The sequence below is a fragment of the Streptomyces sp. NPDC031132 genome (assembly GCF_055570595.1).
In genome coordinates, this window is the sequence record NZ_JBVIGX010000010.1 from 170220 (window position 1) to 194686 (window position 24467).

Below are 24467 nucleotides of genomic sequence, written 5' to 3' on the forward strand. Positions count from 1 at the left end.
GGGTAAGGGCAGCAGCAGGATGCTGGACGGCACCGGTGAGACGGCGCGGAGGGGGACCTCATGTCGGATGCAAGGGCGTCGAGCGGCGGGATCGGGGTCGGTCCGTACGCGGAGCTGACCTTCGACTCCGACGGGGACGTGGACCGGAGCACGCAGGACGCGGTGGCGGCGCTGGAGGCCACCGATCTGCTGGTCTTCGCGCACGGCTGGAACAGCGACCGGTCGACGTCGACCCGGCTCTTCGACCGCTTCTACGCCCCCTTCCCGGGGCTGGTGGGGCCGGGGGTGCGGCTGGGGTACGTGGGTGTCGTATGGCCCTCGATCCGGTTCTCGGACGAGCCGATACCGGACTTCGACCCCCACGCCGCGCTCGCCGAGCCGAGCCACGGTACGGCGCTGGACCCCGCCACGCTGCGGGCGCTCGGGGAGTTCTGGCCGGGGCGGACGGCGGAGCTGGACCGGGTCGCCGAACTGCTGGAGGACCGGCCGGAGTCGGCGGCCGCGTTCACCGAGTTCGGCGCGCTGATACGGGAGCTGGCGGGTGTGGATGCGGTGGACGCAGCCGATCCGGCGGAGGCTTTCGACGCGGGTGCCGTGGCTGTCGCGGGTACCGCGGGTGTCGCAGGCGTGACGGCCGTCGCCGTCCCGGCCGTGCGGGACGTGCCCGCCATCTTCACGTACGACGTACTGGAGGTGTGCCGGGCCTTCACCGAAGGGCTCATCGAGGCGGGCGCCCTGCCCGGGGGCGCCACCGAACCCGGCTTCTCCCTCGGCGGCGGGCTGCGCTCGCTGTGGAGCGGCGCCAAGGAGCTGCTGCGACAGGCCACGTACTACCAGATGAAGAAGCGGGCCGGGGTCGTCGGCGAGCGCGGCCTCGGCCCGGTGCTGGCCGAACTGGCGGGCCACCGCCCGGCCCTGCGGATCCATCTGATCGGCCACAGCTTCGGGGCCCGGGTGGTGTCCTTCTCGCTGCGGGCGGTGCCGGACGGGGCCCGGTACGTGAAATCCGCGACCCTGTTCCAAGGGGCCTTCTCCCACTACGCCTTCGCCGACCGGCTCCCCCACGACAACCGCAGCGGCGGGGCGCTGCGCGGGATGCAGCGCAGGGTCGACGGCCCGGTGCTCGCCTGCCACTCCGCGTACGATTCGGCCCTCAAGGTCTTCTATCCGCTGGCCTCCCGGATGGCAGGGGATTCGGCCGGTCTGCTCGGCTTCGACGAGCGGTGGGGCGCGATCGGGCACGACGGGGTGCAGGCAGTGCCGGGTGCTCCGCGGATCAGCCTCGACGCGGCCCTGCGCGCGGGGGTCCCGGAGGCCGGTTGCGTCAGTGTGGACACCGGGTCCGTGGTGCGGCGCGGCGGTCCGCCCTCGGGGGCGCACAGCGACATCTGCCACGAGGAGCTGGCCCGGCTCGTGGTTGCTGCGGGGCGCATGGGGCGCTGAGTTCCGGCCATGTGCCACCCGCACGCCTCGACCGCCCCCGCATGCGCCCGCACCTGACCGGGCATGTTGGGCACATCTCACGGTGCGTCGTCGTTCGACGTAGTACGACGCCCCCCGGTGCGGGCGTGGGCGCGACGGAGGTGAAGGTGTGATGGCGGGATTCCGAAGTCTGGCGTACCAGGTGCGGGACGCACGCAATGACCGTGCCCTGCGGCGCCATTCGCTGCGCCGCTGCCTGGAGCGGTTCGCTCCGTACGGGCACCGGGCGACGTGGTGGCATCTGTGCGACCGGCACGGGATCGCTCCCGAGGACCGGGCGGCCGATCCGCAGCGACTGGTCGCGGCGTTGGAGGAGCTCGAGGAGGCGCGGGCGGTCTGGCTGGAGTACGAGCGCCAGTTCGCGGAGCGGCGCCGGCGGGAGAAGTACCACGGGCTGCGCCGCCCGGAGTGGGCGTGGGGCGGCAGCGGGGACGCGGTGGTGCGGTGCGCCGATCCGGGGGTGCGGCCGGACGGGACGCTGGGCGAGGTGCTGCGGCGGCTGGTCGCGGCGCTGGAGTCGGAGCCGGGGACGGGGTGCCCGGTCTGCGGGGAACAGGAGCTGCGCTGGCCCGCGCACGTGCCGGGGCAGAGACGGGGGCCCCGCGCGGGGCACGGCAACTGGGAGGGGGCGTGGGCCTGGGACGGGCCGGTGTGCGTCGGCTGCGGGATCGTCGTGCCGAGGCCGGCGCTGGCGGACTCGGCCACGGATCCGGCTTCGGCGGGGGCGGCATGACCCTGCGGGGCTTCGGGTGACGGGGTCGGGGTTGGCCTCGGCGCCGGGGTCGGGGTTGGCCTCGGCGCCGGGGTCGGGGTCGGGGTCGGCGTCGGCGTCGGCGTCGGCGTCGGTTTCGCTGAACGGCGGGCGCACTGCCGCCGACGGCGGCGCCGTGCCCCTGTCCCCGCCGGACGTGGTGGATTCGGCCCTGGGAGCGGTCGCCGCCGGGGCCGGGGAGGTGCTGGTCCATCCGCGGACCCCGTGCGGCCGGGAGAGCCTCTCGCCCCGGGTCGTCGGGCCTCTGCTGGAGGCGGTGCGGGGCGCGGGGGTCTCCGTACCGCTTTCGGTGTCGGCGGGCATCGCGGCCGAGCCTGATCCGGCGGGGCGGCTGGAACGGGTCCGGTCGTGGACGGTGCTGCCGGACCGGGTGGTGGTGCATTTCGCGGAGCCGGGGGCCGAGGAGCTGGCCGAGGCCCTGCTGGCGCGGGGCGTGGCGGTGGACGCGGTGGTTCCGCTGGGCGGGGAGGGCGCCGGGCCGGGGGCGGTCGAGTCGGAGTCGGGGGTGGTCGAGTCGGGGGCGCTCGCGCGGTTCCTGGCCTGGCCGGTACGTGACCCTGCGCGGATCCGGCTGGCGGTGGAGCTGGCGGCGGCCGATCCGGCACTGGTGGCGGGGCTTCGGTGGCTGCCGCCCGTGCCGCTGCTGCTGTTCGGGCGGGAGGCCGCCGCCTGGCCGGTGCTGCGGCTGGCCGCGCGGTGCGGTGCGGGCGCGCGGATCGGCGTGGGCGACGTACTGCACCTGCCGGACGGGCGGCCGGCGCGTTCGAATGCCGAGCTGGTGGCGGCGGCCCTCGATGCGCTCGGTGGGGAGACCGCCGCTACAGCCTGGAGCCGGTGAGCTGGTCGCCGAACTTGTCGTCCGCGTTGGACAGGGCGCAGTTCTTCAGTGAAAGACAGCCGCAGCCGATGCAGTCGGTCAAGTGGTCGCGCAGGCGCAACAGCCGGGTGATCCGCTGGTCGAGCTCGGCGCTCCAGGCCTCCGAGAGCCGGGCCCAGTCCTCACGGTTGGGGGTGCGCTCCTCGGGCAGCTGGGCCAGTGCGTCGCGGATGGCGGCGAGCGGGATGCCGACGCGCTGGGCGGCTCGTACGAAGGCCACCCGGCGCAGTGCGTCGCGGCTGTAGCGGCGCTGGTTGCCGGCGGTGCGACGGCTGCTGATCAGGCCCTTGGTCTCGTAGAAGTGCAGCGCGGAGACGGCGGCGCCGCTGCGGGCGGACAGCTGGCCGACGGTGAGCTCGTGGACTTTCTCGGGAATCTGCGGCACGACGCCGAGGGTAGTCGGCCGGGCCGACATTCGTTGACAGACGTGTCGTTGACAGATACATGCGGCCCCAGCATGCTGAGCAGCGCTGAGCAAGCGCTTATTCGCCAGGGAGAGGGAGAGGCATGGCCGAGCCGAGGATCTTCACGTCCGCCGAGGAGCTGCACGCAGGGATCGGGGAACCGCTCGGCCCGAGCGGGTGGCTGGAAGTGGACCAGAAGCGGATCGACCTGTTCGCCGATGCCACCGGTGACCACCAGTGGATCCACGTGGACCCGGAGCGGGCCGCGGGCGGTCCCTTCGGCTCCACCATCGCCCACGGCTACCTCACCCTGTCGCTGCTGCCGAGCCTGGTGCCGCAGGTGATGCGGGTCGAGGGCATGAAGATGGGCATCAACTACGGCACGAACAAGGTGCGTTTCCCGGCGCCGGTGCCGGTCGGCTCGCGGCTGCGCGCCACCGCCGTGATCACGGAGGTCACGGAGGCGGGCGGCGGCGTCCAGGTCGCGGCGACGGTCACGGTCGAGCGCGAGGACGGCGACAAGCCGGTGTGCGTGGCGGAGTCGGTGTCCCGCTACTACTTCTGAGGCGTTGCCGGGGCGGGACCGTCAGGGGCCGCGCCCACCATGCGCAGGACGAGGTCGGCGTAGAGCGCGCCGACCTCGTCGGGCGTACGGCGGCCGGCCGCGCTGAACCAGCGGGCCACGTCGATGCACAGGGACAGGACGGCGAGGGTGGTGCCGGGGACGTCCGGGACGTCGAACTCCCCCGCGGCGACCCCGTCGGCGAGGATGCGACGTACGGCGGCATCGCTCTGCCGGCGCAGCGCCACGATCTCGGAGCGGTGCTCCGGAGCGAGAGCATCGAGCTCGTACTGGACCACCCGCGCGGTGGTGTGGTGCGCGGCGTGCCACAGCACGAAGGACCGTACGGCGGCGTCGAGCCTTTCGGCCGCCGAGCCCGCGCCGGAAGCGGCGGTCTCCAGGATCTCGAGCGCCTTGTCGTGGCCGATGCGGCTGATCCGGTGGAGCAGCTCTTCCTTGGTCTTGTAGTGGATGTACAGCGCGGCCGGACTCATCCCGGCCCGCCCTGCGATGTCACGCGTGGTGGTGGCGTGGTACCCGCGCTCCGCGAACGCTTCGACGGCGGCGACGAGCAGCCGCCGCGCGGCGTCGGGGGTGACCTCCGACCACGGCCGGTAGCCGCCGGTCGTCTCCTCCGCGCTGTCCATCGCTCGCTCACCCTCTTCGTCCTGTGGAAGGAACACCCTACCGGAGGGTGAGCAAGCGCTTAGCGGACTTCGGCGACAGAGCGGCCCGCGCTCAGGCCTTCGGCTGGAAGGGGTCGTAGTCGGCCATGATCTTCTCCATCCGGGCCTGGTCGACCCGGCTGACGATCTGGGTGAGCTCCTGGCGGTCGCGGATCACCTTGGCGAGGGTGAAGGCCGAGGTGGTGAGGTAGAGGACGGCGATGCCGAGGAAGGCGCGGACCCAGCCGTCCACCTGGAGGTGGTAGATCCCCAGGGCCACGGCGCAGATCGCGATGCCGAAGGACGCGACGGCCTGGCCGTAGTACGCCGTCGAGTTGCGCTGCTTGACCGGTGTCTCGTTCATGGACCCAGCATCGGACGGCGTGATAGGGGCCGCCTCCGCACACGTACTCAGATGCGTACTCAGAAGGCGGAGACCCCGGTGCGGGCGCGGCCTATGAGCAGCTTCTGGATCTGACTGGTGCCCTCGTACAGGGTCATCACGCGGGCGTCCCGCAGCAGCTTGCCCGCCGGGTACTCGTCGATGTAGCCGTAACCGCCGTGCACCTGGAGGGCGTTGCTCGCGGCGCGTACGGCGGCCTCGGAGGCGAACAGCTTGGCGGTGGAGGACTCGGTGGCGAAGGGCTGCCCGCGGTCGACGAGATCGGCGACCCGCCAGGTCAGCAGCCGGGCCGCGTCCACGTCGACCGAGATGTCGGCGATGAGCTCCTGGACCAGCTGGTGGTGGGCGATCGGCTTGCCGAACTGCTCGCGCTGGGCGGCGTACGCGACGGCCGCGTCCAGCGCCGCCTGCGCGATGCCGACGCACCCGGCGGCGACCGACATCCGGCCCTTGGCGAGCGCAGACATCGCCACGGAGAAGCCCTTGCCCTCGGGGCCGAGCATCGCGGAGGCGGGGACGCGGACGCCGTCGAGGGCGAGTTCGGCGGTGGCCTGGCCGCGCAGGCCGAGCTTGCCGTGTATCTCGCGGCGGGTCAGGCCGGGGGTGTCGGTGGGGACGAGGAACGCGGAGACCCCGCGGTGGCCGGGCTCTTCGCCGGTGCGGGCGAAGAGGAGGACCACGTCGGCCCAGGTGCCGTTGGTGATGAACATCTTGCTGCCGCTGATGACGTACGCGTCCCCCTCGCGCACGGCGCGGGTGGTGAGGCTGCCGGCGTCGGAGCCGGTGCCGGGCTCGGTCAGGCCGAAGCAGCCGAGCGCGTCGCCGGAGCAGAGGCGGGGCAGCCAGGCGCGCTTCTGCTCCTCGCTCCCCCAGGCGGCGATCGTCTTGGCGACCAGGCCGAGGGAGACGGAGACGATGCCGCGCACGGCCGAGTCACCGCGGCCGAGCTCCTCGGTGACGAGGACGTAGGCGAGGTGGTCGCCACCAGACCCGCCGTATTCCTCGGGGACGGTCAGACCGAGGAAGCCGAGGTCGCCGAGCTTCTTCACGATGGCCCGGTCCACGCTCTCGGCGCGGTCCCACTCGGCGGCGTACGGGACGATCTCGCGCTCGGTGAACGCGCGGGCGAGCCGGCGAACGGCCTCCTGCTCCTCGCTCAGCTCCAGGTTCACCGGGCACCTCCGGGTGTGGCGGCGGGGACCGGTGCGCGTTAACTAGCACCGGTAGTTTATGGCGGGCAGGCCCTACTATGTGGCGCATGGCCAGACCGCGCAAGCCCCTCCTCAGTCGAGACCGCATCGTGGAGGCGGCGGGTGCGCTGGTGGACGCGGAGGGGCTGGAGGCGGTGTCGACGCGCCGGCTGGCGGCCGCGCTGGGGGTCAGCGGGCCCTCCCTCTACAACCACTTCCGCACCAAGGACGAGATCCTGGACGCGGTCGCGGACGCGGTGAGCGCGCGGGTCGACTTGTCGATGTTCGAGCCGGGGGCGGGCCGGGACTGGCGGGCCTCCCTGCACGACTGGGCGCACTCGTATCGGGACGCACTGTCCGACCATCCGAACATCGTGCCGGTGCTGGCGCGCGGCCCGGGCCGGCGCCCGGCCGGACTGCGGCTGGCGGACGCGGTGTTCGGCGCGATGACGGCCGCAGGGTGGCCTCCGGCGCAGGCGACCCGGATCGGCGCGCTGATGCGGTACTTCATCCTGGGCTCGGCGGTGGGCTCCTTCGCCCGGGGTTTCGTGGACGACGAGGCGGCGTACGACCCGTCGGACTACCCCCACCTGGGCCAGGCCCATCTGCTGGCCGAGCGCCAGCGCGAGGTGGACGAGGGCGCGTTCGAGACGGGCCTGGCCGCTTTGCTGGACGGGCTGGCCCTCCAGTACGAGGCGCTGCCCAAGGCCTGAACGGCCGTAGTTGGTGAGCCGGTGAGCCGGTGAGCGTGCGGTGAGCGCCCGGCGCGACTGTTGCCCCATCGCCGGATCCACCGAGGACCGGCCACCGGACAAGGGGCAGGACCATGGACGAGGACGAGCTGCGGGAGTACGCCCCGGGCTGCCAGAAGGGGGAACGGCTCCGGCGGCCGCGAAACCCCGCCCTCCCGAAGGAGGGCGGGTGAGCGCTCCACGGCGCAGCTCCGCGGTGTCCTGGGCTCCGCTGTGTCCTGGGCTCCGCTGTGTCCTACGGCTGGAAGACGACCAGCGAGCGGCCGCCCTTGCCGGCGAGCATCGCGTCGAAGGCGGCCGGGATGCCGTCGAGGGTGATGCGGTCGGTGACCAGGGACCCGAGGTCCAGGCGACCCGCTCGGACGTGGTCCGCGATCACCGGGAGGTCGCGGGCGGGGTCGCTGTTCCCGTAGACACAGCCGGTGAGGGTGCGGGCGAAGTGGAAGATCTCCAGGGCGTGGAAGGAGACCTGCTGCTCCTTGCCGCCGATGCCGACGACCGTGGTGCGGCCGCCGCGGCGGGTGGAGTCCCAGGCTCCGCGGATGGAGGCCGCCCGGCCGACGCACTCGACGGCGACGTCCGCGCCCTGGCCGCCGGTGAGGGCCCGGATCTGCTTGGCGGTGGTGTCGGAGGCGAGCACGAAGTCGGTGGCCCCGGCCGCGCGGGCCAGCTCCTCCTTGGCCGGGGACACGTCGACGGCGACGATCGGGCCCGCTTCGGCGATCCGCGCGGCCTGGAGGGCGGCGAGGCCTACGCCGCCGACGCCGAAGACGGCGACGGACTCGCCGGGGCGGACCCGGGCGCTGTTGTGGACGGCGCCGTAGCCGGTGAGCACCGCGCAGCCGAGCAGGGCGGCCTCGGCGAGCGGGATCCCGGCGGGCGCGGGCAGCACGCAGTTGGCCGCGACGACCGTCTCCTCGGCGAACGCGGCCACGTTCAGCCCGGGGTGCAGCGGCGTGCCCTCGGCGTCGTGGGCGTAGACCGCCCCGACCCCGGTGAGGGCGTTGGCGCAGAGCCAGACCTCGCCGATCGAGCAGTGGTGGCACTCCCCGCAGGACGGGGACCAGTTGAGCACCACGCCGTCGCCGGGGGCGACGTGCGTGACGCCCGCGCCGACGGCGAGGACCGTGCCCGAGCCCTCGTGGCCGAGGACGGCGGGGACGGGCACCCTCATGGTGCCGTCGGTGAGGGAGAGATCGGAGTGGCAGACACCGGCTGCGGCGAGCCGCACCCGGACCTGACCGGGGCCGGGATCGGGCAGGACCACCTCCCGTATCTCCAGCGGGGCTCCGACGGCGGGCAGGATGGCGGCGCGGACCATGGTCGATTCCGTCTCTCGGGGCTCAGGACTGCAGGGCTGATCAGAACTGCGGGGCTGCTCAGAACTGCAAGGACTTGGTCTGGAGGTACTCGGCCAGACCGTGCGGGCCGAGCTCGCGGCCGACGCCGGACTGCTTGTAGCCGCCGAAGGGCGCGAGCGGGTTGAAGCGGCCGCCGTTGATGTCCACCTGGCCCGTGTCCATGCGCCGGGCGAAGGCGACGGCGGTCTCCTCGTCCGCCGCCCACACCGCGCCGCCCAGCCCGTACACGGTGCCGTTGGCGATGCGCAGGGCCTCGTCCTGGTCCTCGTACGGGAGGATCGACAGCACCGGGCCGAAGATCTCCTCCTGCGCGATCGTCATCTCGGGCGTCACGTCGGCGAACACGGTCGGGGCGATGAAGTACCCCTGCTCGTGCGGCGCGTCGGGGCCGCCGGCGACGAGGCGCGCGCCCTCCTCGACCCCCTTGGCGATGTATCCGCGCACGCGGTCGCGCTGCTTGGCATTGACGACCGGGCCGAGGCGGGTGCCCGGGTCGCAGGGGTCGCCGGAGGGGTACGAGGCGACGGCGGCGGCCGCGAGCGCGACGGCCTCCTCGTACTGGTCGCGGTGGACGAGCATCCGCGTGAGCGCGTTGCAGCTCTGGCCGGAGTTGTTCATGACGTGGCCCACGCCCGTCGCGACGGCCTTGGCGAGGTCGGCCCCGGGCAGGATGACATTGGCCGATTTCCCGCCGAGCTCGAGGGCGACGCGCTTGACGGCGGCGCCGGCCGTGGCGCCGATCTGCTTGCCGACCGCGGTGGAGCCGGTGAAGGAGACGAGGTCGACCCCTTCGTGCGCGGCCAGCGCCTGGCCGGCGACCGGGCCGGTCCCGGTCACCAGGTTGAACACTCCCGCCGGGATGCCCGCCTCGTGCACGGCTTCGGCGAAGAGCTGTGCGGTCAGCGGGGTGTCCTCGGCCGGCTTGAGGACGAGGGTGCAGCCGGCGGCGAGAGCGGGCGCCACCTTGGCAACGATCTGGTGCAGCGGGTAGTTCCAGGGCGTGATGGCGCCGACGACACCGACCGGCTCCAGCAGAACGGTGGAGTTGCCGATCCGCTCCTCGAAGGCGTACGAGGCCCCCAGCTCGGCGAACGAGGAGGACACGGCGATCGGCGCGCCCACGTGGACCATCTCCGAGAAGCCCCGCGGGGAGCCGAGTTCGGCGGTGATGATCTCGGCGAACTCGCTCTTGCGGGCGATCAGCACGTCGCGCAGCGCCGCGATCAGGGCGGCCCGCTCGGCCGGAGCCGTGGCCGCCCAGCCGGGGAACGCGGCACGTGCCGCGCGTACGGCCGCGTCCACGTCGTCGGCGTTGCCGGCCGGCACCCCGCCGATGACCTGCTCATCGGCCGGGTTGACCACCTCGATCCGGTCGCGTCCGGCGGCGGGCCGCCATGCGCCGTCGATGTACATCCCGTCGTGGGCCTTCATGGCTTTCCTCCCGAGCACGCACGAGCGCGTAGAGACCGGATCTCGTTCGACCACCCTACAAACTAGCGTCGGTAGTTTTCGGCGCGCCAGGGGTGTCCGGGGTCAGATGATGCCGAAAAGCATCCCTGCCCCGAGGACGACGAGGGAGGTGAGGACCGCCCACTTCACGGTGAACCGGGTGTGGTCGCCGAACTCGACCTTGGCCATGCCGACGAGGACGTAGACGGCGGGAACCAGCGGGCTGGACATGTGCAGGGCCTGGCCGACCAGGGAGGCGCGGGCGATCTCGAGCGGAGAGACGCCGTGCGCGGCGCCGGCCTCGGCCAGGACCGGCAGGACGCCGAAGTAGAAGCCGTCGTTGGACATGAAGTAGGTGAGCGGCAGGCTGAGCAGGCCGGTGACCAGGGCCATGTGCGGGCCCATGCCCTCGGGGATGGCGCCGACGAGCCAGTCGGCCATGTGCTTGACCATGCCGGTGCCGCTGAGGACGCCGGTGAAGACGGCGGCGGCGAAGACCATTCCGGCGACGTTGAGGACGTTGTCGGCGTGGGCGGCGATGCGGGCCTTCTGGTCGGGCATGTGCGGGAAGTTGACGGTGAGGGCGAGGGCGGCGCCGAGGAGGAAGAGCACCGGGATGGGCAGCAGCTCCATGATCATCGCGGTGAGGAGGGCGACGGTGAGGCCGGCGTTGAACCAGTAGAGGCGCGGGCGGAGGGTCGCTCGGCGGGGATCGAGGCCCTGGAAGCCGTCCTCCGGAGCGGCGGAGCCGGAAGGCGCGGCGGAGTCGGGCTCCGGGCCGGAGTCGGCACCGGACCCGGCGCCCGCACCACCGGAGGTGGCGGTGACGGAGGCGGCGGCGGAGGCGGCGGAGGTGGCGGACGGCTTAGCCGGGGCCGCGGTCCCGGCCTCGGCGGACGCGGTGGCCGCGACGAGCAGCCGCTCCTCGGCGGGCTCCGCGTCGCCGGGGAGGACGAGCATGCCGACCCGGCGGCGCTCCTTGAGCCCGAGGACGTAGGCGAGGACGAACACGCACAGCAGGCCGACCGCGAGGGCCGGGATCATCGGGACGAAGACGTCGGAGGCGTCGAGCTTGAGGGCGGTGGCGGCGCGGGCCGTGGGGCCGCCCCAGGGCAGGGTGTTCATGACGCCGTTGGCGGTGGCGGCGACGCCCGTCATGACGACCAGGCTGAGGCCGAGCCGCTTGTAGAGCGGGTACATGGCCGAGACGGTGATCATGAAGGTGGTCGAGCCGTCACCGTCGAGCGAGACGATCGCGGCGAGGACCGCCGTGCCGACCACGATCCGTACCGGGTCCGCCTTGCAGAAGCGCAGGATGCCGCGCACGATCGGGTCGAACAGGCCGACGTCGATCATCACGCCGAAGTAGACGATGGCGAACATCAGCATCGCGGCGGTCGGCGCGAGTTTGCCGACTCCGTCGATGACGTAGTCGCCGAGGTGGGCGCCCTTTCCTGCGAACACGCAGAACAGCGCGGGGATGAGGACGAGCGCCGCGATGGGCGACATTTTCTTCATCATGATCAGGACCAGGAAGGTGGCGATCATGGCGAAGCCGAGGAAGGTCAGCATGCAGGGAACGTAGGTGCCTCCTCCTTACGCCAACAAGACGTCGACGCGTGAGCAATACGAGCAAAACCCCAGCTCAGGGCAGGGGTGTCAGTTCGACGGGAAAACCGTTGAGCACCGCCGTGCCGGACAGCGGGTCGAGCCGGGAGCCGTCGAGGAGCTGGTTGACGTTGGCGCCGGGCGCGGCGGAGGCGACCGAGAGCCGGGCCCCGTCGCGGTCGTGGCCCCAGCCGTGCGGCAGGCTCACCACGCCGGTGCGGACGGCGTCGGTGACCTCGACGGGAACCTCCAGGCTGCCGCCCTCGGCGGTGATCCGGGCCAGGCCGCCCGCCGTGAGGCCGAGCCGGCCGGCGTCCTCCGGATGTACCTGGAGGGTGCAGCGGTTGGAACCTCCGGTGAGGGCCGGGACGTTGTGCAACCAGCTGTTGTTGGACCGCAGGTGGCGGCGGCCCACGAGCACCAGGGCGGCGGGGCGGTCGGCGAGCGCCGCGCGCAGCCTGGGGAGCTCGGCCGCGATCGGGTCCGGGAGCAGCTCGATCCTGCCGCTGCGCGTCCTCAGCACGCCCGGGAGCCGGGGCCGCAGCGGGCCCAGGTCGATGCCGTGCGGGTGCGCGAGCAGCCGCTCCAGGCTGAGCCCTGAGCCCGCGCCTGCGCCTGCTCCCGCGTCCGGGGCGGAGCCGGCGCCGAACTGGTCGCCGTACGGCCCGAGTCGGAGCATCAGGTCGAGCCGCCGCTCGGGACCGCTCTCCCCGGTGAGCAGGCCGGCCAGGCGCGCCGGGTCCTGCCCGTGCAGCGGGGAGCGCGGGTCGGCGGTCTCCTTGGCGAGGGCGCCGTGGATGACCATGTCGTCGACGGCGCTCGGTTCGGCGGAGCCGTGCATGCCGGAGACGGCCAGGACGAGGCGGGCATGGATCTCGCACTCGTCGAGCCGGCCTGCTTCGAGCGGGACGGCAGGGCGGGTGTAGCGCGCCTGGTTGTGGATGGCGAACCCGTTGAAGGCGAAGTCGTGGTGCGCGCTCTGCGAGGGCGGCGGCGGAGGCAGCACGACGTGGGCGTGGCGGGAGGTCTCGTTGAGGTAGGGATCGATGCTCACCATGAAGTCGAGCCCGGCCAGGGCCGCGTCGAGGCGCCGTCCGTCGGGGGCGGACAGCACCGGGTTGGCGGCGATCGCGACCAGGGCACGGATCCGCCCCTCCCCCGGCGTCTCGATCTCCTCGGCCAGGGCGGCGATGGGCAGTTCGGCCTTGGCCTCGGGGTGACCGCTGACCCGGCTGCGCCAGCGGCCGAGGGTGAAGCCCTTGCCGGGCCCGGCGGGGCGCGGCCGCTGGCCGGCGGCCGGGAGCGGGAAGAGGACTCCCCCGGGCCGGTCGAGGTTGCCGGTGAGGATGTTCAGTACGTCGACGAGCCAGCTGGCGAGTGTGCCGTACTCGACGGTGCAGCTGCCGATCCGCCCGTAGACGGCGGCGGTGGGCGCGGCCGCGAGCTCGCGGGCGAGGTCGCGGATCTCGGCGGCCGTGAGGTCGCAGGCGGGGGCCACGGCCTCAGGAGTGAAACTACCGAGCGCCTCGGCGAGTTCCCCGAGTCCGTCGGTCTGTTCCTCCAGCGCGCCGGGGGCGGCGAGTTTCTCCGCGAGGAGGGTGTGCGCGAGGGCGGCCAGCAGCAGGGCGTCGCTGCCGGGGCGCGGCGCGAGGTGCCGGTCGGCGAGCTTGGCCGTGCGGGTGCGGCGCGGGTCGACGACGACCAGGGTGCCGCCCCGGGCGCGCAGCGCCTTGAGCCGGCCGGGGAAGTCGGGGGCGGTGCACAGGGAGCCGTTGGACTCGACGGGGTTGGCACCGAGGAGCAGCAGGAAGTCGGTGCGGTCGAGGTCGGGGACCGGGATGGCGAAGGGGTCGCCGAAGAGGAGCCCGCTGGAGACGTGCTTGGGCATCTGGTCGAGGGTGCTGGCGGTGAAGAGGTTGCGGGTGCCGAGGGCCTTGAGCAGGAGCGGCGGGTAGAGGGCGCCCGCCATGGTGTGCACGTTCGGGTTGCCGAGGACCACGCCGACGGACTGGGCTCCGTACTCCTGCACGAGGGCCGGGACCGCGGCGGCGATGGCCTCGTACGCCTCCTCCCACGTGGCCTCATGGAGCCGCCCGTCGCGGCGGACGAGGGGGGCGCGCAGACGGTCGGGGTCGGCGTCGAGCGCGCCGAAGGCCGCGCCCTTGGGGCAGATGAAGCCGCGGCTGAAGACGTCTTCGCGGTCCCCGCGGGCGCTTGTGACGGCGGTGCCCTCGATGGTGAGGGTGAGGCCGCAGGTGGCTTCGCAGAGGGGGCAGATGCGCAGGGCGGTGCGGGGCATGGGCCCTCCAGAGACGGCGGACTGCGGCACGGACACACGGGCACCGCCGAGCATACCGACCGGTACGCACGGTGGGGAGGGGTGCGCCCCGGGCGGGCGGGACGGAGTTCCACGCGGGCGCCGGAACGGCGGACGCCGGACGGACGCGGGCGCCGGAACGGCGGACGCCGGACGGACGCGGGCGCCGGAACGGCGGACGCCGGACGGACGCGGGCGCCGGAACGGCGGACGCCGGACGGACGCGGGCGCGGGTCAGTCCAGTGCGTGGGCGAGGTACGCGTGCATCATCGTCCGGGTCTCGGCCACGATGCCGGGGTCGCCCGCCGGGTCCGCCCGGAAGGCCAGCTTCGTCAGCGCGTCCGTGGCCTCGACGGCGACCAGGACCGCCCGTTCCAGGGTGGCGTCCGGGGTCAGGCCGAGATGGGCGCCGAGGAGTTCGGTGAGGCGGACGGCGACCAGCCGGTTGGGGTCGGCGGCCGGGCCTTCCGCGGGAGGGGCGGGCACGCCGAAATCGACGAGTGCGAAACCGGGGACGGTGCGCTTCATGGCGAGGTACTCGTCCAGCACGGCGTCCACGACGGGCCGCCAGTCACCGGCCGGAAGTTCGGCGAGTCGGTCCGCGATGCCTTCGGTGTACCGGTCCAGGTTCCGGTGCGCGAGGGCGATGGCCATGGCGCGCTTGTTGCCGAAGAAGCGGTAGACGGAGCCGATGGGCACGCCGGCGCGCAGGGCGACGGCCCGGGTGCTGAGGTTCTCGTACCCGGTCTCGTCCAGGAGTTCGGCGCAGGCGTCGAGGATCCGGGCGAGCCGGTCGGCGCTGCGCTGCTGGATCGGCGTACGGCGCAGGGGGTGGGCGGGGGGCACGGGGTCCATCATGCCGCTCCTGGCTTCTCGATACACCGGCAGTCTCAGTTCAGCAGGAGCCCGATCCCTCCGATCGTGTAAGTGATCATGAGGGCGAGCAGCGGCAGCTGGCCCGCGACGGCCCTGGCGGGCGGGAAGAGGCGTACGGAGCGGTCGTGGGCCGCGATCACGCCGAGCACGTGGCCGGTGACGACGGCGACGACCTGGAGGGCGGCGAGAGCGCCGGGACCCAGTGGTGGCAAGGGTTCTGGGGCGTTGTCAGCGCCGAGTGCCATGCTTACTGTGCGTGGTCCTTCGGTTACCAGGAGGGAGAAGTAGTGGGCGACGAGATAGCCGAGTGCGATCGGTACGAGTGAGTGCGCGAAGGCGGTCAGCGGGCCCGGGTGCGGGCCGCAGACGAGGCGGGTGGCCGCCGCGCAGAGGCAGTACAGGGTGGCGACGAGGGCGATGGCGGCGAGCAGTCCGAGTGTGGCCGTGGGGGTGCGGCCGAGGGGGGAGGTCTGGAGGGTGTTGATCCAGGACGGGTTGTCGGAGCAGCCGTCGTAGGCGGTGGAGCCGAGCAGGACGCAGACGGTGGCGACGAGTCCGGGCCGCTCGGGTGTCGCGTCGAGTCCGTGGAAGGGGTTACGGAGTACCAGGCGGCCGTCGCTGCGGCGGCCGAGGGGAGAGAGCCGGGCCAGGAGGGCGGAGTACACCTCGAAGGCGTCCGCGTGGGCGAACCAGCGCTCTCCGAAGCGGGCGGCGAGGGCGAGGTGGGCGGCGGTGTAGACGGAGAGGGCGGTCAGGAGGGTGGTGGTGGATGCGGGATCCGGAGCGGCGAGTTCGAGCCAGGTGAAGCCGAACAGCCCGGCGGCGGCGGGCCATTGGCCGAGCCGGGCGGGGAGGGGCGCGGATGCATGTGCCTGACGCCGCGCGCGGGGCAGCAGGCGGTACAGGGTACGGAGCGGGTTGAGCAGGCGCCAGACGGGGCCGAGGAGGAGGGAGGCGGGGACGAGTCCGACCCAGAGGAGGACGTAGACGGCGCCGGGGGCGGGGTTGTGCGCGGGGTCGTCGGGACCGAGGAGGAGGGAGAGGAGGACGGCGAGCGCGGCGGCGAGGCCGAGGCCGCGCAGGGCGGTACGGGTGGCCGGCGCGTCGGCGATCCGCTCGACGGCGGCGGGCAGGGCGAGGCCTGAGCGGTCGCCGCGGAAACGGGAGGAGGACCAGAGCAGACCGAGCGCGAGGAAGGAGACGAACAGCGCGGCGAAGGCACCGGCGAATGCGTAGAAGGGAGAGATCGGAAGATCGTGCCGGGACCCGATCCCGTGCGCGAGCACGGTGAGCGGATCGGCCGGGTGAAGGACCACGCCCTGGCCCCCGCCACCGCCGCCCGCGGCGGGTAGGGGACCCGGCCCGACCGGGGTCACCGCGGGCCGCCCGCGCGGCCTTGTTCCCCGCCGCGGAAGGGGAACGGGGCCGGGTGGGTCCCGCTCGGGGTGGGTGCCGGCGGGGTCGGGGCGGGCCGGGTCGGCGCGGGCCGGGTCACCGGACGAGGAGCTGGGCCAGGACGAGGCGGGACTCGTGGGTCTCGACCTCGAAGAGGCCCGTACGGTCGGCCGTCAGGACCAGGGTGGCCTCCTGGCCTGCCGGCAGGGCGAGTTCCTTGTCGTAGCCGTGGACGTGCAGGGTGTCCGCGCGGTCGCTGGTGACGCGCAGGGCGATGCGTTCGCCGCGCCGCAGCTCGGTGCGGCCGGGGGCGGGGGTGACCTTGCCGTCCCGGACGGTGAGGGTGACGGTGCGGTCGGCCTGCGCTTCCGGCGACGGCGGCGCCGACGGCGGCGGCGTATGGCTGTGGCCGGCCTGGCCCGGGGCGGCGGCCGTGAGCTGGGCGGTGCCGTCGATCGGCTTGCCGGCGACGGCCCAGGCGGTGTGGTCGTCCGCGTAGAGACGGACGGTCAGGGTGTGCGCGCCGTCGGGGACCTGCGCGGCGGGCAGGTGGAACCAGGGGCCGTACAGCCGGGCCAGTTTGCGGCCGTCGAGCTCCAGGTGCGCGTGGCCGGCGCCCGGGAGGGCGGCGCCGCCGGTGCTGTCGGGGGTGAAGCGGAAGTTCTTCACCGTCAGCTGGAGGTTCCAGCCGTCCTCGGAGTCGGGGCGGGCGGCGAGCTGCACCTCCGGCGCGCCCTCGGCCGGGACCTCGCGGAGCCGGTGGCCGGTGGGGTCCTGGGTGTCGAGCAGGGTGCCGACGCTGCCGGTGGCCTGCTCGTGGCTGGTACCGGGCTTGTGGTGGGTGGTGGCCCGCCCGCCGCAGCCCGTCGCCGCGCCGCCGACGAGCAGGAGCACCAGCGTCAGCAGGGCTGCGGTTCGGGCACCCCGCCGGGTCCGCGCCCAGGCGGGCGGCACCCCGCAGCCGTCGCACCTGAGGGGATCTCCGGTCCGGTCGTCGCTCACTGCACTCCTCCCTCGGTGATCCCGGTCCTGGGACCCCGACCCGTCGGCCCGGGCAGCCGGTGGCCCGCTTGGGCGGGGCCGCCGAGCCGGACATCGTGATCGCGAATGACCCGGACGCGGACCGCTGCGCGGTGGCCGTCCCGGACGTCGCTTCGGCGACCGGGTGGCGCATGCTCCGCGGCGACGAGGTCGGTGCGCTGCTGGCGGCCCACCTGGTCCACAAGGGCGCGCAGGGCGTCTTCGCGGAGTCGATCGTGTCGTCCTCCCTCCTGGGCCGGATCGGACCGGTCCGGTCCGATGGGGCGGGCCGGGGCGGGGCTCGAGCCGGCCGGGCGGAAGCCCTCGACGGCCGCGGCGGGACGCGGCCGGGGCGTCCTGCGGCCGGGGCCGCAACGGGCTCGACCCACGGAGCCGGAACCTGGGCCTGGGCCGGCGCCTGGGCCGGGGCCGGGGCCGGCACCTGGGCCGGGGCCTGGGCCTGGGCCGGGGCCGGGGCCTGGGCCGGGGCCGGGGCCGACGTCTGGGCCGGGGCCGGCACCTGGGCCGGGGCCGGCACCTGGGCCGGGGCCGGGGCCGGGGCCTGGGCCGGGGCCGACGTCTGGGCCTGGGCCGCGGCCGCAACGGGCTCGGTGCACGGAGCCTGGGCCTGGGCCTGGGGCCGTCATGCCGCGTCCGGGGAGGCTTCGGTGTGGAGGGCCGGTTCCGGGCCCGCCGGGACCGGGGCGCGGTCGCCCGCCGGATCGCCGCCCGGGCCGGCGGGGCCCGCGGGGCGGGCCGGGGCGGGGTCCGGGCGGGAGGCGGCGATGGTGGCCCAGAGGACCCAGGGGATCGTGAGGAGGGCGCGGAGCCAGGAGGGGCCGAGGGGGATCCAGGGGATCATCAGGACGGCCTTGTCGAAGGCGTCGAGCAGGGTGAGGGTCGCCAGCAGCAGGGTCAGCCGCGCCAGCCAGGGGCGGCCGGGGCGCAGCGCGATGCCCGCGCCCGTCCACCACAGGCCCAGCAGGAGCAGGGCCAGGGCCGGTACGAAGGTGCCCACGAGCGGCATCGTGGAGCCGGCGACGTCCAGGGCCAGCCCGGCCAAGCCGAGCAGCGAGGCCGCCGTGCCCAGGCGGGACCCGCGCAGGCGGCGCCACCACAGCACCCCGCCCACGAGCAGCAGCACCGCCGCCACGGCCAGCGCGATCTGGGTCTCCACCCGCTCCAGGCCGCGCGCCCCGTACCAGTCGCAGCCGGCCGGGAGCTTGCGCGCCTGCACGCTGTAGTCGGCGCAGACCAGCAGCTGGGCGAGTTTCACCGGTTCGCCGACCAGGCGGGCCGAGGCGCCCGACACTTCGCCGCGGCGGTCGCCGCAGTGCGGGAGCGTGCCCGGGGTGGAGCCGTCGGGTCCGGACTGCCAGCAGTTCGCGCGGCCCTGGCCGTCCCACCACACGTCCATGCCGTTGGGGCGGGACGCCCCCGCCTTGTCCTTGCCGAGGATGTTGGCGGCGTAGCGGTTGTGGTGGGAGGTGTCCGCCTGCTTCGACCACTCCTCCTCGCCGCGGATGAACGCCGGGACGGCCGAGAGGAAGAAGGCCGCGCGCCGGTGCCCGTACACCCAGTTGTTCTCGTAGACGTTCCAGTTGCCGCCGGCGGTGATGATGCCGGTGCCCGGCGGCATGGAGATCTGCGGGCAGACCACCCCCTGCTCGTAGCCCCGCTCGATCGGCGGCTTGGCGCAGGTGCCGTCGGCGACGTACCCGTAGTAGTCGGCGTTGTTGTCGTGGATCAGGTTCCGCTCGAACTTGGCGTGGTTCTGCGGGAGTCCGGGGTGCCCGGGGAAGGCGCTGTCCATCGAGGCGCCGCCCATGTTCTGGTCGAACTCGTTGTCATGGACCCAGACGGAGTCGCCCGCCGTGCCGGAGTAGCCGACCATGTTGTGATGGCTGTGGCAGCCGGTGATCTCGATGGAGTAGCGCGGGACGTCGTAGCCGCGCCCGTCGTTGATGTTCGAGGCGCTGCCCGGGTAGATGCCGGAGTCGCCGTTGCCGTACGACTCGCAGTTCTTGTAGAGCCCGTGGTCGCTGGCGAAGGTCAGGAAGCCGTACTCGTCGTTCCACCGGGTCAGTACGTCGTCGATGACGAACCCGTCGCCCGCCAGCACGTACAGCGAGTTGAACGTGGTGCGCTGCGCGGTGAAGTTGCGGAAGTAGATGCCGTTCGACTTGTCGGCGCGGATGGCGTTGAGCTTCTGGTACTTGGCGTCGATGACGACGTCGAGGCGTGACGCGCCCGTGCCTTCGATCTGCAGGTCCGTCTTGCCGAGGATCGCGACGAGGTTCTGGTTGTGCCGGCACTGCACCTGCTGCTCGTACGTCAGGATCTGGTAGCCGAGCGAGGAGTTGGGAGCCTTGAGCGCGGCGCACTCCCCCGTGGGTTTCGGAAGCGAGGGCTCCTCCTCGTACAGGCCGGGGAGGATCGCGATGTTCATGCCGGGCCGGTCCACGGCGTCGACGGCTTCCTGGAGGTGCCGGTAGCCGCTCTTCTCGCACCGCTCGTACAGGGCGAGGTTGCGCTGCTTCAGCTCCTCGGGGAAGGCGGACGTCCGGCGTTCGAAGGCGGCCCGGTCGGTCTTGCAGACCAGCAGGTCGGGCTCGGCCTTCCGGTACTGCGGCACGGATCCGGAGCCGTCCGGGAGGGTCACGGGGCGCTCCTCGTGCGCGCTGGCGGCGGGCGCGGCGGCGAGGAGGGACAGGAGAGCGAGGAGGGCGGCGAGGAGCGCCGCCGGCACGGCAGGGAACCTGCGGGTCCACGACATGCGCGTGAGAGTAGAGCAATGTTCATCTTTTTGGATCCCCTGCGACCTCGCGAATCGCAGCGGGCCATTGACGCGCGGGCCACGGAATCCTACTGTCGACCATAGGATTCCTTCGACTGCCACAGAGCGGGAGCACCCATGAGCGAGCAGGCCGAGCAGGCCAGGAAGACGGCGGAGGCACTGGAGTACCTCACCGGCTTCGGCAACGAGCACAGCTCGGAGGCCGTCCCCGGCGCCCTGCCGCCCGGCCGCAACTCGCCCCAGCGCGCCCCCCTCGGCCTGTACGCGGAGCAGCTCAGCGGCAGCGCCTTCACCGAGCCACGGGGCCACAACCGCCGCTCCTGGCTCTACCGGATCCGCCCCTCGGCGGCCCACCCGCCCTTCGCCCGGATCGACAACGGCGCCCTGCGCTCCGCGCCCTTCACCGAGGCCCCGGCGGACCCCAACCGGCTCCGCTGGAACCCGCTCCCCGACCCGGCGCCCGGCACCGACTTCCTGGCGGGCCTGTGGACCCTCGGCGGCAACGGCGACGCCACCCAGCGCACCGGCATGGCCATCCACCTGTACTCCGCCAACGCCTCCATGACCGACCGGGTCTTCAGCGACTCCGACGGCGAGCTGCTGATCGTCCCCGAGCGCGGCGGCCTGCTGCTGCGCACCGAGCTCGGCCTGCTCAGCGCCGGCCCCGGTGAGGTCGCCCTGATCCCGCGCGGCGTGCGCTTCCGCGTCGAGCTCCTGGACGACGACGCCCGCGGGTACGTCTGCGAGAACTACGGCCGCCCGTTCGAGCTGCCGGACCTGGGCCCGATCGGCGCCAACGGCCTCGCCGCCGCACGCGACTTCCGGGCCCCGGTCGCCGCGTACGAGGACAGCGAGCGCCCGACCGAGGTGGTCAACAAGTTCTGCGGCAACCTCTGGGCCGCCACCTACGACCACTCCCCGCTCGACGTGGTCGCCTGGTACGGCACGCACACCCCGTACGTGTACGACCTGCGCCGCTTCAACGTCCTGGGCTCCATCAGCTACGACCACCCCGACCCGTCGATCTTCACCGTGCTGACCTCGCCCTCCGACACCCCGGGGCTGGCGGGCGTGGACTTCGTCGTCTTCGCCCCGCGCTGGCTGGTCGGCGAGGACACCTTCCGCCCGCCGTACTTCCACCGGAACGTCATGAGCGAGTACATGGGCCTGATCGAGGGCGCCTACGACGCCAAGGCAGAAGGCTTCGTCCCCGGCGGCGGCTCGCTGCACAACATGATGTCCGCGCACGGACCGGACCGGGAGACCTTCGACAAGGCGAGCGCCGCCGAGCTGAAGCCGCAGAAGATCGACGACGGTCTGGCCTTCATGTTCGAGACCCGCTGGCCGATCACCGCCACCACCCAGGCGGCCGGCGCCGATCACCTCCAGCGCGGATACGACGACGTCTGGCAGGGGCTCCAGCGCCACTTCCGCGCCTAGTATCGCTAAGCGCCCCACGCCCCGTCCGTACGGAGAACCACCCGTGACCGCCTTCGCCCCCGACTCGCTGGTACTCAACCGGAAGCTGCCGCTCTGGTACCAGGTGTCACAGTCGCTGCGCGCCTCGATACTGGGGCGCACCCCGGACGCCTCGCTGCGCCTGCCCACCGAGGAGCAGCTCGCCGAGCACTACGGGGTGAGCGTGCTGACCATGCGCCAGGCGCTCAAGGAGCTGGAGGGCGAGGGGCTGATCAGCCGGCACCGGCGGCGCGGCACGTTCATCGAGCCGGGTGCGCGGCGCGGGGCGCCGGTGCGGCTGCTGGGTTCGGTCGACGCGATCGTGGCGCAGCAGTCGGGCGACCGTACGACGATCCTCGGCCAAGAGCGGACGGCGGTGTCCGGGGAGCTGCTGGAGCACTTCCCGGACACCGCCGAGGTGGTCACGTACCGCCGGCTGCGCCACGACGGCGAGAGCGGCGAGCCGACCAACTGGGTGGAGAACGCGGTCCGCCCGGAGGTCGCCGAGGCGGTGGACCTGGCCGATCTGGCGCGCTGGCCGATGACCAAGGTGCTGCGTGACGTGGTGGGCGTGAAGATCAGCCGGATCACGGACACGGTCGAGGCGCGACTGGCCGACCCGGAGACGGCCGAGCTGCTCCAGGTGCCGCTGCTCAGCCCGATCCTGCACTACACGGGCGTGACGTACGACGAGGACGGCCGGGTCGTGGACGTGGCGCGGATCCGGTACCGGGGGGACCGGTTCTCGTTCACGGTGACCGTCGACGCCACCTGACCCCTGCCGGGCTCCGCCAACCCGCAGGGGCTACTTCTCCTCGTCGTCCTTGCCGCGCTCGCCCTCCGCCTGCGAGGGCGTGGTCCGCATCGTCTGCGGGTGGTGGTGCTGCATCTTCTCCTTCTCGTCCATGTCCTCGTCGAGCCGCTCGCCCTCGGCCTGCGACGGAGTCGAGTACTCGTCGTACTGACTCATGACCGCCTCCTCGACATCGGAACATATCCGTATATAGGGAGCGTAGCTCGTCGGCCTGGATGCAGCCCGGCCGCGCCGCGGTCGTGCCCCCGCCCGCACCCCCGGCGGCCGCCTGCCGTCGCTACCATCTGGCGGGTGAGCGAAGACGTACCGCTGCTGGACGATCTGATGCCCTGGGCCGTGGGCGGCCTGCGCCTGGGCCGGGCCTGGGTGGCGGCCCCCGACCCCGCGGCGCTGCGCGCCCGCTGGGCGGCCGTGACCGGCGCCGAAGGGACCGAGCGGGACCGGCTGTTCCGCCCGACCCGGGCCCGTACGCCCACCACCGGCGCGGCCGCGCTACCCGGCCGGCGCTCGCCGTCGACCGCCCGTTTCGCCGATGCGCCGGGGCCCTGCCCCGACCCCGTACGGGTGCTGCGCGATCCCTTCGACGAGCAGTGGCTGCTGCCCGACCAGCGGCTCATCGACATGGCCCGCCCGGAGCTGTGGCGGGTCCTGGACGAGCACCAGCTCTTCGCCGTCGAGACCCCTGAGCTGCTGGTCACCGCACACCTCCCGGCCGGTCGCCTGGGCCGGATCCGCCCGCTGCACCGGCGCCCCGGCGGGGCGGAGCCCAATGTCGCGCCGGGCCTGCTGTCGCTACTGGGCGAGCGCTACGGCGGCCGGGTCACCCCGCAGGACGTGCTGTGCTGGATCCTCGCGGCGGGCCGCCCCGGGCCCCGGGGGTACGAGGTCCCGCTGACCGGCGATCCCGGGCGCTGGCGGGCCGGGCTGGAGCTGGGGCAGCGGTTGCTCACCGTCCAGCTGCGCGGCGGGCCCGGCGCCGAGCCGCCCCGGCTGCCGGGCGGGCGGCGCCCGTACGTCCGCTCCGCGGTCCAGGCCTGGCCGGAGGGGCTCGCGTACGACCCGGAGACCGAGACGCTGAGCCTCGGGGCCGGGACGGTCTCCCCCGTGCCGCCGGGCGCCTGGGAGTACGAGGTGCAGGGCGGTACGCGGGTGCTGGAGGCCTGGTTCGCCGCCCGGACGGCCCACCGGGACCCGAAGGCCGACGGGCTGGACGCGCTCGGACCGGCCGAGTGGCCGCAGGCCTGGACCTCGGAGCTGCTGGCGCTGGTGACCACCCTGGCGCTGCTGGCCGATCTGGCCCCGGAGCGGGCCGCGTTCACCCCCGGGCCGCCGCTGCCGGCCGCCGAGCTGGCGGCTGCGGGCGTGCTGCCACCGCCGCGCTGGGCCCGCCGCCCGGCCTCGGTCCTGGACCACCACGAGGAGGGCCCGGGCGGCCAGTTCGCCCTGCTCTGACGGAGCCGCCCGGCCCACGCGGCCTGCCTCGGGCCCGGGGGCCCGGGGTCGGCCCCGCGCAGAGCCGCGCGTCAGCCCTCCGCCGCCCCCCAGGCCCCCAGGAGCCGGGACACCGAGCGGTCGAAGACCGCCCCCAGGTCGGAGGTCGCCTCCGTCACCGGGTGACCGCCGGTCAGCGCGCCCGCCAGCAGCGGGTACTGCCCGGTCGCCAGCCTCGAGCCCAGCCAGGCCGTCCGTACGCCCTCCTCCGCGGCCTCGCTCCACGGCAGCGACCGGGCCCGCTCGGCCAGGGCCAGCTCGCTCGCCACGAACGTGGCCACCGTGCCGTTGACCGCCGCGACGAGCTCCAGCTTCTCCGCACCGGAGGCCTCCAGCGGGACCAGGCAGGCCAGGCTGTGCTCCAGGTAGCGCAGGGCGTTCGGGCTGAAGCCGTAGACCGGGGACAGCAGCCGGGGCAGCCACGGGTGGCGGTGCATCAGCTCCCGGGCCTGGCGGGCGAGCCCGAGCAGGTCGGCCCGCCAGTCCCCGGTCGGCGGGGTCAGCTCGTACTCCCCGCCCACCGCGTCGACCATCAGCTCGTACAGGTCCTCCTTGCGCGGCACGTAGTTGTACAGGGACATCGTCCCGGCGCCGATCCCGGCGGCCACGCGCCGCATGGAGACGGCCTCGATCCCCTCCGCGTCGGCGATCCGCACGGCCTCGGCCGCGATCGACTCGCGGGTGTGCGCGGGCCGGGGTCCGCGGCCGGCGCGCCCCGGGCGGGCCCAGATCACTTCGGGTTGGGCGGGTCGCCCGCTGGCTGCCATCACTCAT

22 protein-coding genes and 1 pseudogene are annotated in these 24467 nt (G+C 73.7%); 9 read left to right on the forward strand and 14 right to left on the reverse strand.

The genetic code is table 11. The features are described 5' to 3' along the window. Positions 1-60 precede the first annotated feature (60 nt). The 3 genes from ACZ49B_RS17790 to ACZ49B_RS17800 all read left to right on the forward strand — a co-directional run bounded on the left by ACZ49B_RS17790 (position 61) and on the right by ACZ49B_RS17800 (position 3092). Positions 61-1443 carry a serine-threonine protein kinase gene (locus ACZ49B_RS17790; RefSeq protein ID WP_468306542.1) on the forward strand — a complete coding sequence of 461 codons (1383 nt, stop codon included), beginning with the start codon at positions 61-63 and terminating at the stop codon, positions 1441-1443. Positions 1444-1594: 151 nt separating this feature from the next. Then, the gene (locus ACZ49B_RS17795) at positions 1595-2215 is read left to right on the forward strand and encodes a hypothetical protein (RefSeq protein WP_468306544.1); all 621 of its coding nucleotides are present in this window, start codon (positions 1595-1597) and stop codon (positions 2213-2215) included. A 55-nt stretch (positions 2216-2270) separates the two neighbouring features. After that, positions 2271-3092, forward strand: a complete 822-nt coding sequence (locus tag ACZ49B_RS17800) for a 3-keto-5-aminohexanoate cleavage protein (protein WP_468306546.1) — start codon at positions 2271-2273, stop codon at positions 3090-3092. On the opposite strand, the gene soxR is transcribed toward ACZ49B_RS17800, so the two are convergent. Then, positions 3073-3516, reverse strand: a complete 444-nt coding sequence (gene soxR, locus ACZ49B_RS17805) for a redox-sensitive transcriptional activator SoxR (RefSeq protein ID WP_468306548.1) — start codon at positions 3514-3516, stop codon at positions 3073-3075. The two genes, ACZ49B_RS17800 and soxR, sit on opposite strands and share 20 nt — an antisense overlap. 122 nt (positions 3517-3638) lie before the next feature. Between soxR and ACZ49B_RS17810 the strand changes: the two genes are divergently transcribed. Then, positions 3639-4100, forward strand: a complete 462-nt coding sequence (locus tag ACZ49B_RS17810) for a MaoC family dehydratase (protein ID WP_468306551.1) — start codon at positions 3639-3641, stop codon at positions 4098-4100. Here the strand turns inward: ACZ49B_RS17810 and ACZ49B_RS17815 are convergent. The 3 genes from ACZ49B_RS17815 to ACZ49B_RS17825 form a co-directional block, all read right to left on the reverse strand. Further along, entirely contained in the window at positions 4091-4744 is a 654-nt protein-coding gene (locus ACZ49B_RS17815) for a TetR/AcrR family transcriptional regulator (RefSeq protein ID WP_468306553.1), read from the reverse strand. The genes ACZ49B_RS17810 and ACZ49B_RS17815 overlap by 10 nt on opposite strands. 91 nt (positions 4745-4835) lie before the next feature. Next, complete coding sequence (locus tag ACZ49B_RS17820; protein WP_468306556.1) at positions 4836-5126, reverse strand: YiaA/YiaB family inner membrane protein; 291 nt, start codon at positions 5124-5126, stop codon at positions 4836-4838. Positions 5127-5185: 59 nt separating this feature from the next. Further along, positions 5186-6337: an acyl-CoA dehydrogenase family protein gene (locus tag ACZ49B_RS17825; RefSeq protein WP_468306559.1), complete on the reverse strand. Its 1152-nt coding sequence runs from the start codon at positions 6335-6337 to the stop codon at positions 5186-5188. An 86-nt stretch (positions 6338-6423) separates the two neighbouring features. Here ACZ49B_RS17825 and ACZ49B_RS17830 point away from each other — a divergent pair, with 86 nt between their 5' ends. Continuing rightward, positions 6424-7068, forward strand: coding sequence for a TetR/AcrR family transcriptional regulator (locus ACZ49B_RS17830; RefSeq protein ID WP_468306561.1), 645 nt, complete (start codon positions 6424-6426; stop codon positions 7066-7068). A 274-nt stretch (positions 7069-7342) separates the two neighbouring features. Here the strand turns inward: ACZ49B_RS17830 and ACZ49B_RS17835 are convergent, their stop codons facing one another. The 7 genes from ACZ49B_RS17835 to ACZ49B_RS17865 all read right to left on the reverse strand — a co-directional run bounded on the left by ACZ49B_RS17835 (position 7343) and on the right by ACZ49B_RS17865 (position 17067). Continuing rightward, on the reverse strand, positions 7343-8428 hold the full coding sequence (locus ACZ49B_RS17835) for a Zn-dependent alcohol dehydrogenase (RefSeq protein ID WP_468306563.1): 1086 nt from the start codon (positions 8426-8428) through the stop codon (positions 7343-7345). Between the two features lie 58 nt (positions 8429-8486). After that, positions 8487-9899, reverse strand: a complete 1413-nt coding sequence (locus tag ACZ49B_RS17840) for an aldehyde dehydrogenase family protein (protein WP_468306566.1) — start codon at positions 9897-9899, stop codon at positions 8487-8489. Between the two features lie 102 nt (positions 9900-10001). Further along, positions 10002-11489, reverse strand: coding sequence for a CitMHS family transporter (locus tag ACZ49B_RS17845; RefSeq protein ID WP_468306569.1), 1488 nt, complete (start codon positions 11487-11489; stop codon positions 10002-10004). A 73-nt stretch (positions 11490-11562) separates the two neighbouring features. After that, entirely contained in the window at positions 11563-13824 is a 2262-nt protein-coding gene (locus ACZ49B_RS17850; RefSeq protein ID WP_468306572.1) for a molybdopterin-dependent oxidoreductase, read from the reverse strand. 252 nt (positions 13825-14076) lie between these two features. Then, positions 14077-14697, reverse strand: a complete 621-nt coding sequence (locus ACZ49B_RS17855) for a TetR/AcrR family transcriptional regulator (protein WP_468306745.1) — start codon at positions 14695-14697, stop codon at positions 14077-14079. A gap of 35 nt (positions 14698-14732) precedes the next feature. Next, positions 14733-16034, reverse strand: coding sequence for a hypothetical protein (locus tag ACZ49B_RS17860; protein ID WP_468306575.1), 1302 nt, complete (start codon positions 16032-16034; stop codon positions 14733-14735). A gap of 175 nt (positions 16035-16209) precedes the next feature. Beyond that, positions 16210-17067: a cupredoxin domain-containing protein gene (locus ACZ49B_RS17865; protein WP_468306747.1), complete on the reverse strand. Its 858-nt coding sequence runs from the start codon at positions 17065-17067 to the stop codon at positions 16210-16212. 128 nt (positions 17068-17195) lie between these two features. On the opposite strand from ACZ49B_RS17865, the pseudogene ACZ49B_RS17870 reads away from it, so the two are divergent. Continuing rightward, a pseudogene (locus ACZ49B_RS17870) lies at positions 17196-17396 on the forward strand (phospho-sugar mutase); the annotation flags it as partial. Between the two features lie 380 nt (positions 17397-17776). Here ACZ49B_RS17870 and ACZ49B_RS17875 read toward each other — a convergent pair. Beyond that, positions 17777-19909 carry a right-handed parallel beta-helix repeat-containing protein gene (locus ACZ49B_RS17875; protein ID WP_468306578.1) on the reverse strand — a complete coding sequence of 711 codons (2133 nt, stop codon included), beginning with the start codon at positions 19907-19909 and terminating at the stop codon, positions 17777-17779. A gap of 138 nt (positions 19910-20047) precedes the next feature. Between ACZ49B_RS17875 and hmgA the strand changes: the two genes are divergently transcribed. Then, a complete protein-coding gene (gene hmgA, locus ACZ49B_RS17880; protein ID WP_468306580.1) occupies positions 20048-21370 on the forward strand; it encodes a homogentisate 1,2-dioxygenase in 1323 nt (440 codons plus the stop codon). A gap of 43 nt (positions 21371-21413) precedes the next feature. After that, the gene (locus ACZ49B_RS17885) at positions 21414-22163 is read left to right on the forward strand and encodes a GntR family transcriptional regulator (RefSeq protein WP_468306583.1); all 750 of its coding nucleotides are present in this window, start codon (positions 21414-21416) and stop codon (positions 22161-22163) included. Positions 22164-22193: 30 nt separating this feature from the next. Here ACZ49B_RS17885 and ACZ49B_RS17890 read toward each other — a convergent pair whose 3' ends face one another. Further along, a complete protein-coding gene (locus ACZ49B_RS17890; RefSeq protein ID WP_468306586.1) occupies positions 22194-22358 on the reverse strand; it encodes a hypothetical protein in 165 nt (54 codons plus the stop codon). A gap of 168 nt (positions 22359-22526) precedes the next feature. Here ACZ49B_RS17890 and ACZ49B_RS17895 point away from each other — a divergent pair, with 168 nt between their 5' ends. Then, the gene (locus tag ACZ49B_RS17895; protein WP_468306748.1) at positions 22527-23654 is read left to right on the forward strand and encodes a type ISP restriction/modification enzyme; all 1128 of its coding nucleotides are present in this window, start codon (positions 22527-22529) and stop codon (positions 23652-23654) included. A gap of 71 nt (positions 23655-23725) precedes the next feature. Here ACZ49B_RS17895 and ACZ49B_RS17900 read toward each other — a convergent pair whose 3' ends face one another. Further along, positions 23726-24460, reverse strand: coding sequence for a TetR/AcrR family transcriptional regulator (locus ACZ49B_RS17900; RefSeq protein WP_468306589.1), 735 nt, complete (start codon positions 24458-24460; stop codon positions 23726-23728). Positions 24461-24467 lie beyond the last annotated feature (7 nt).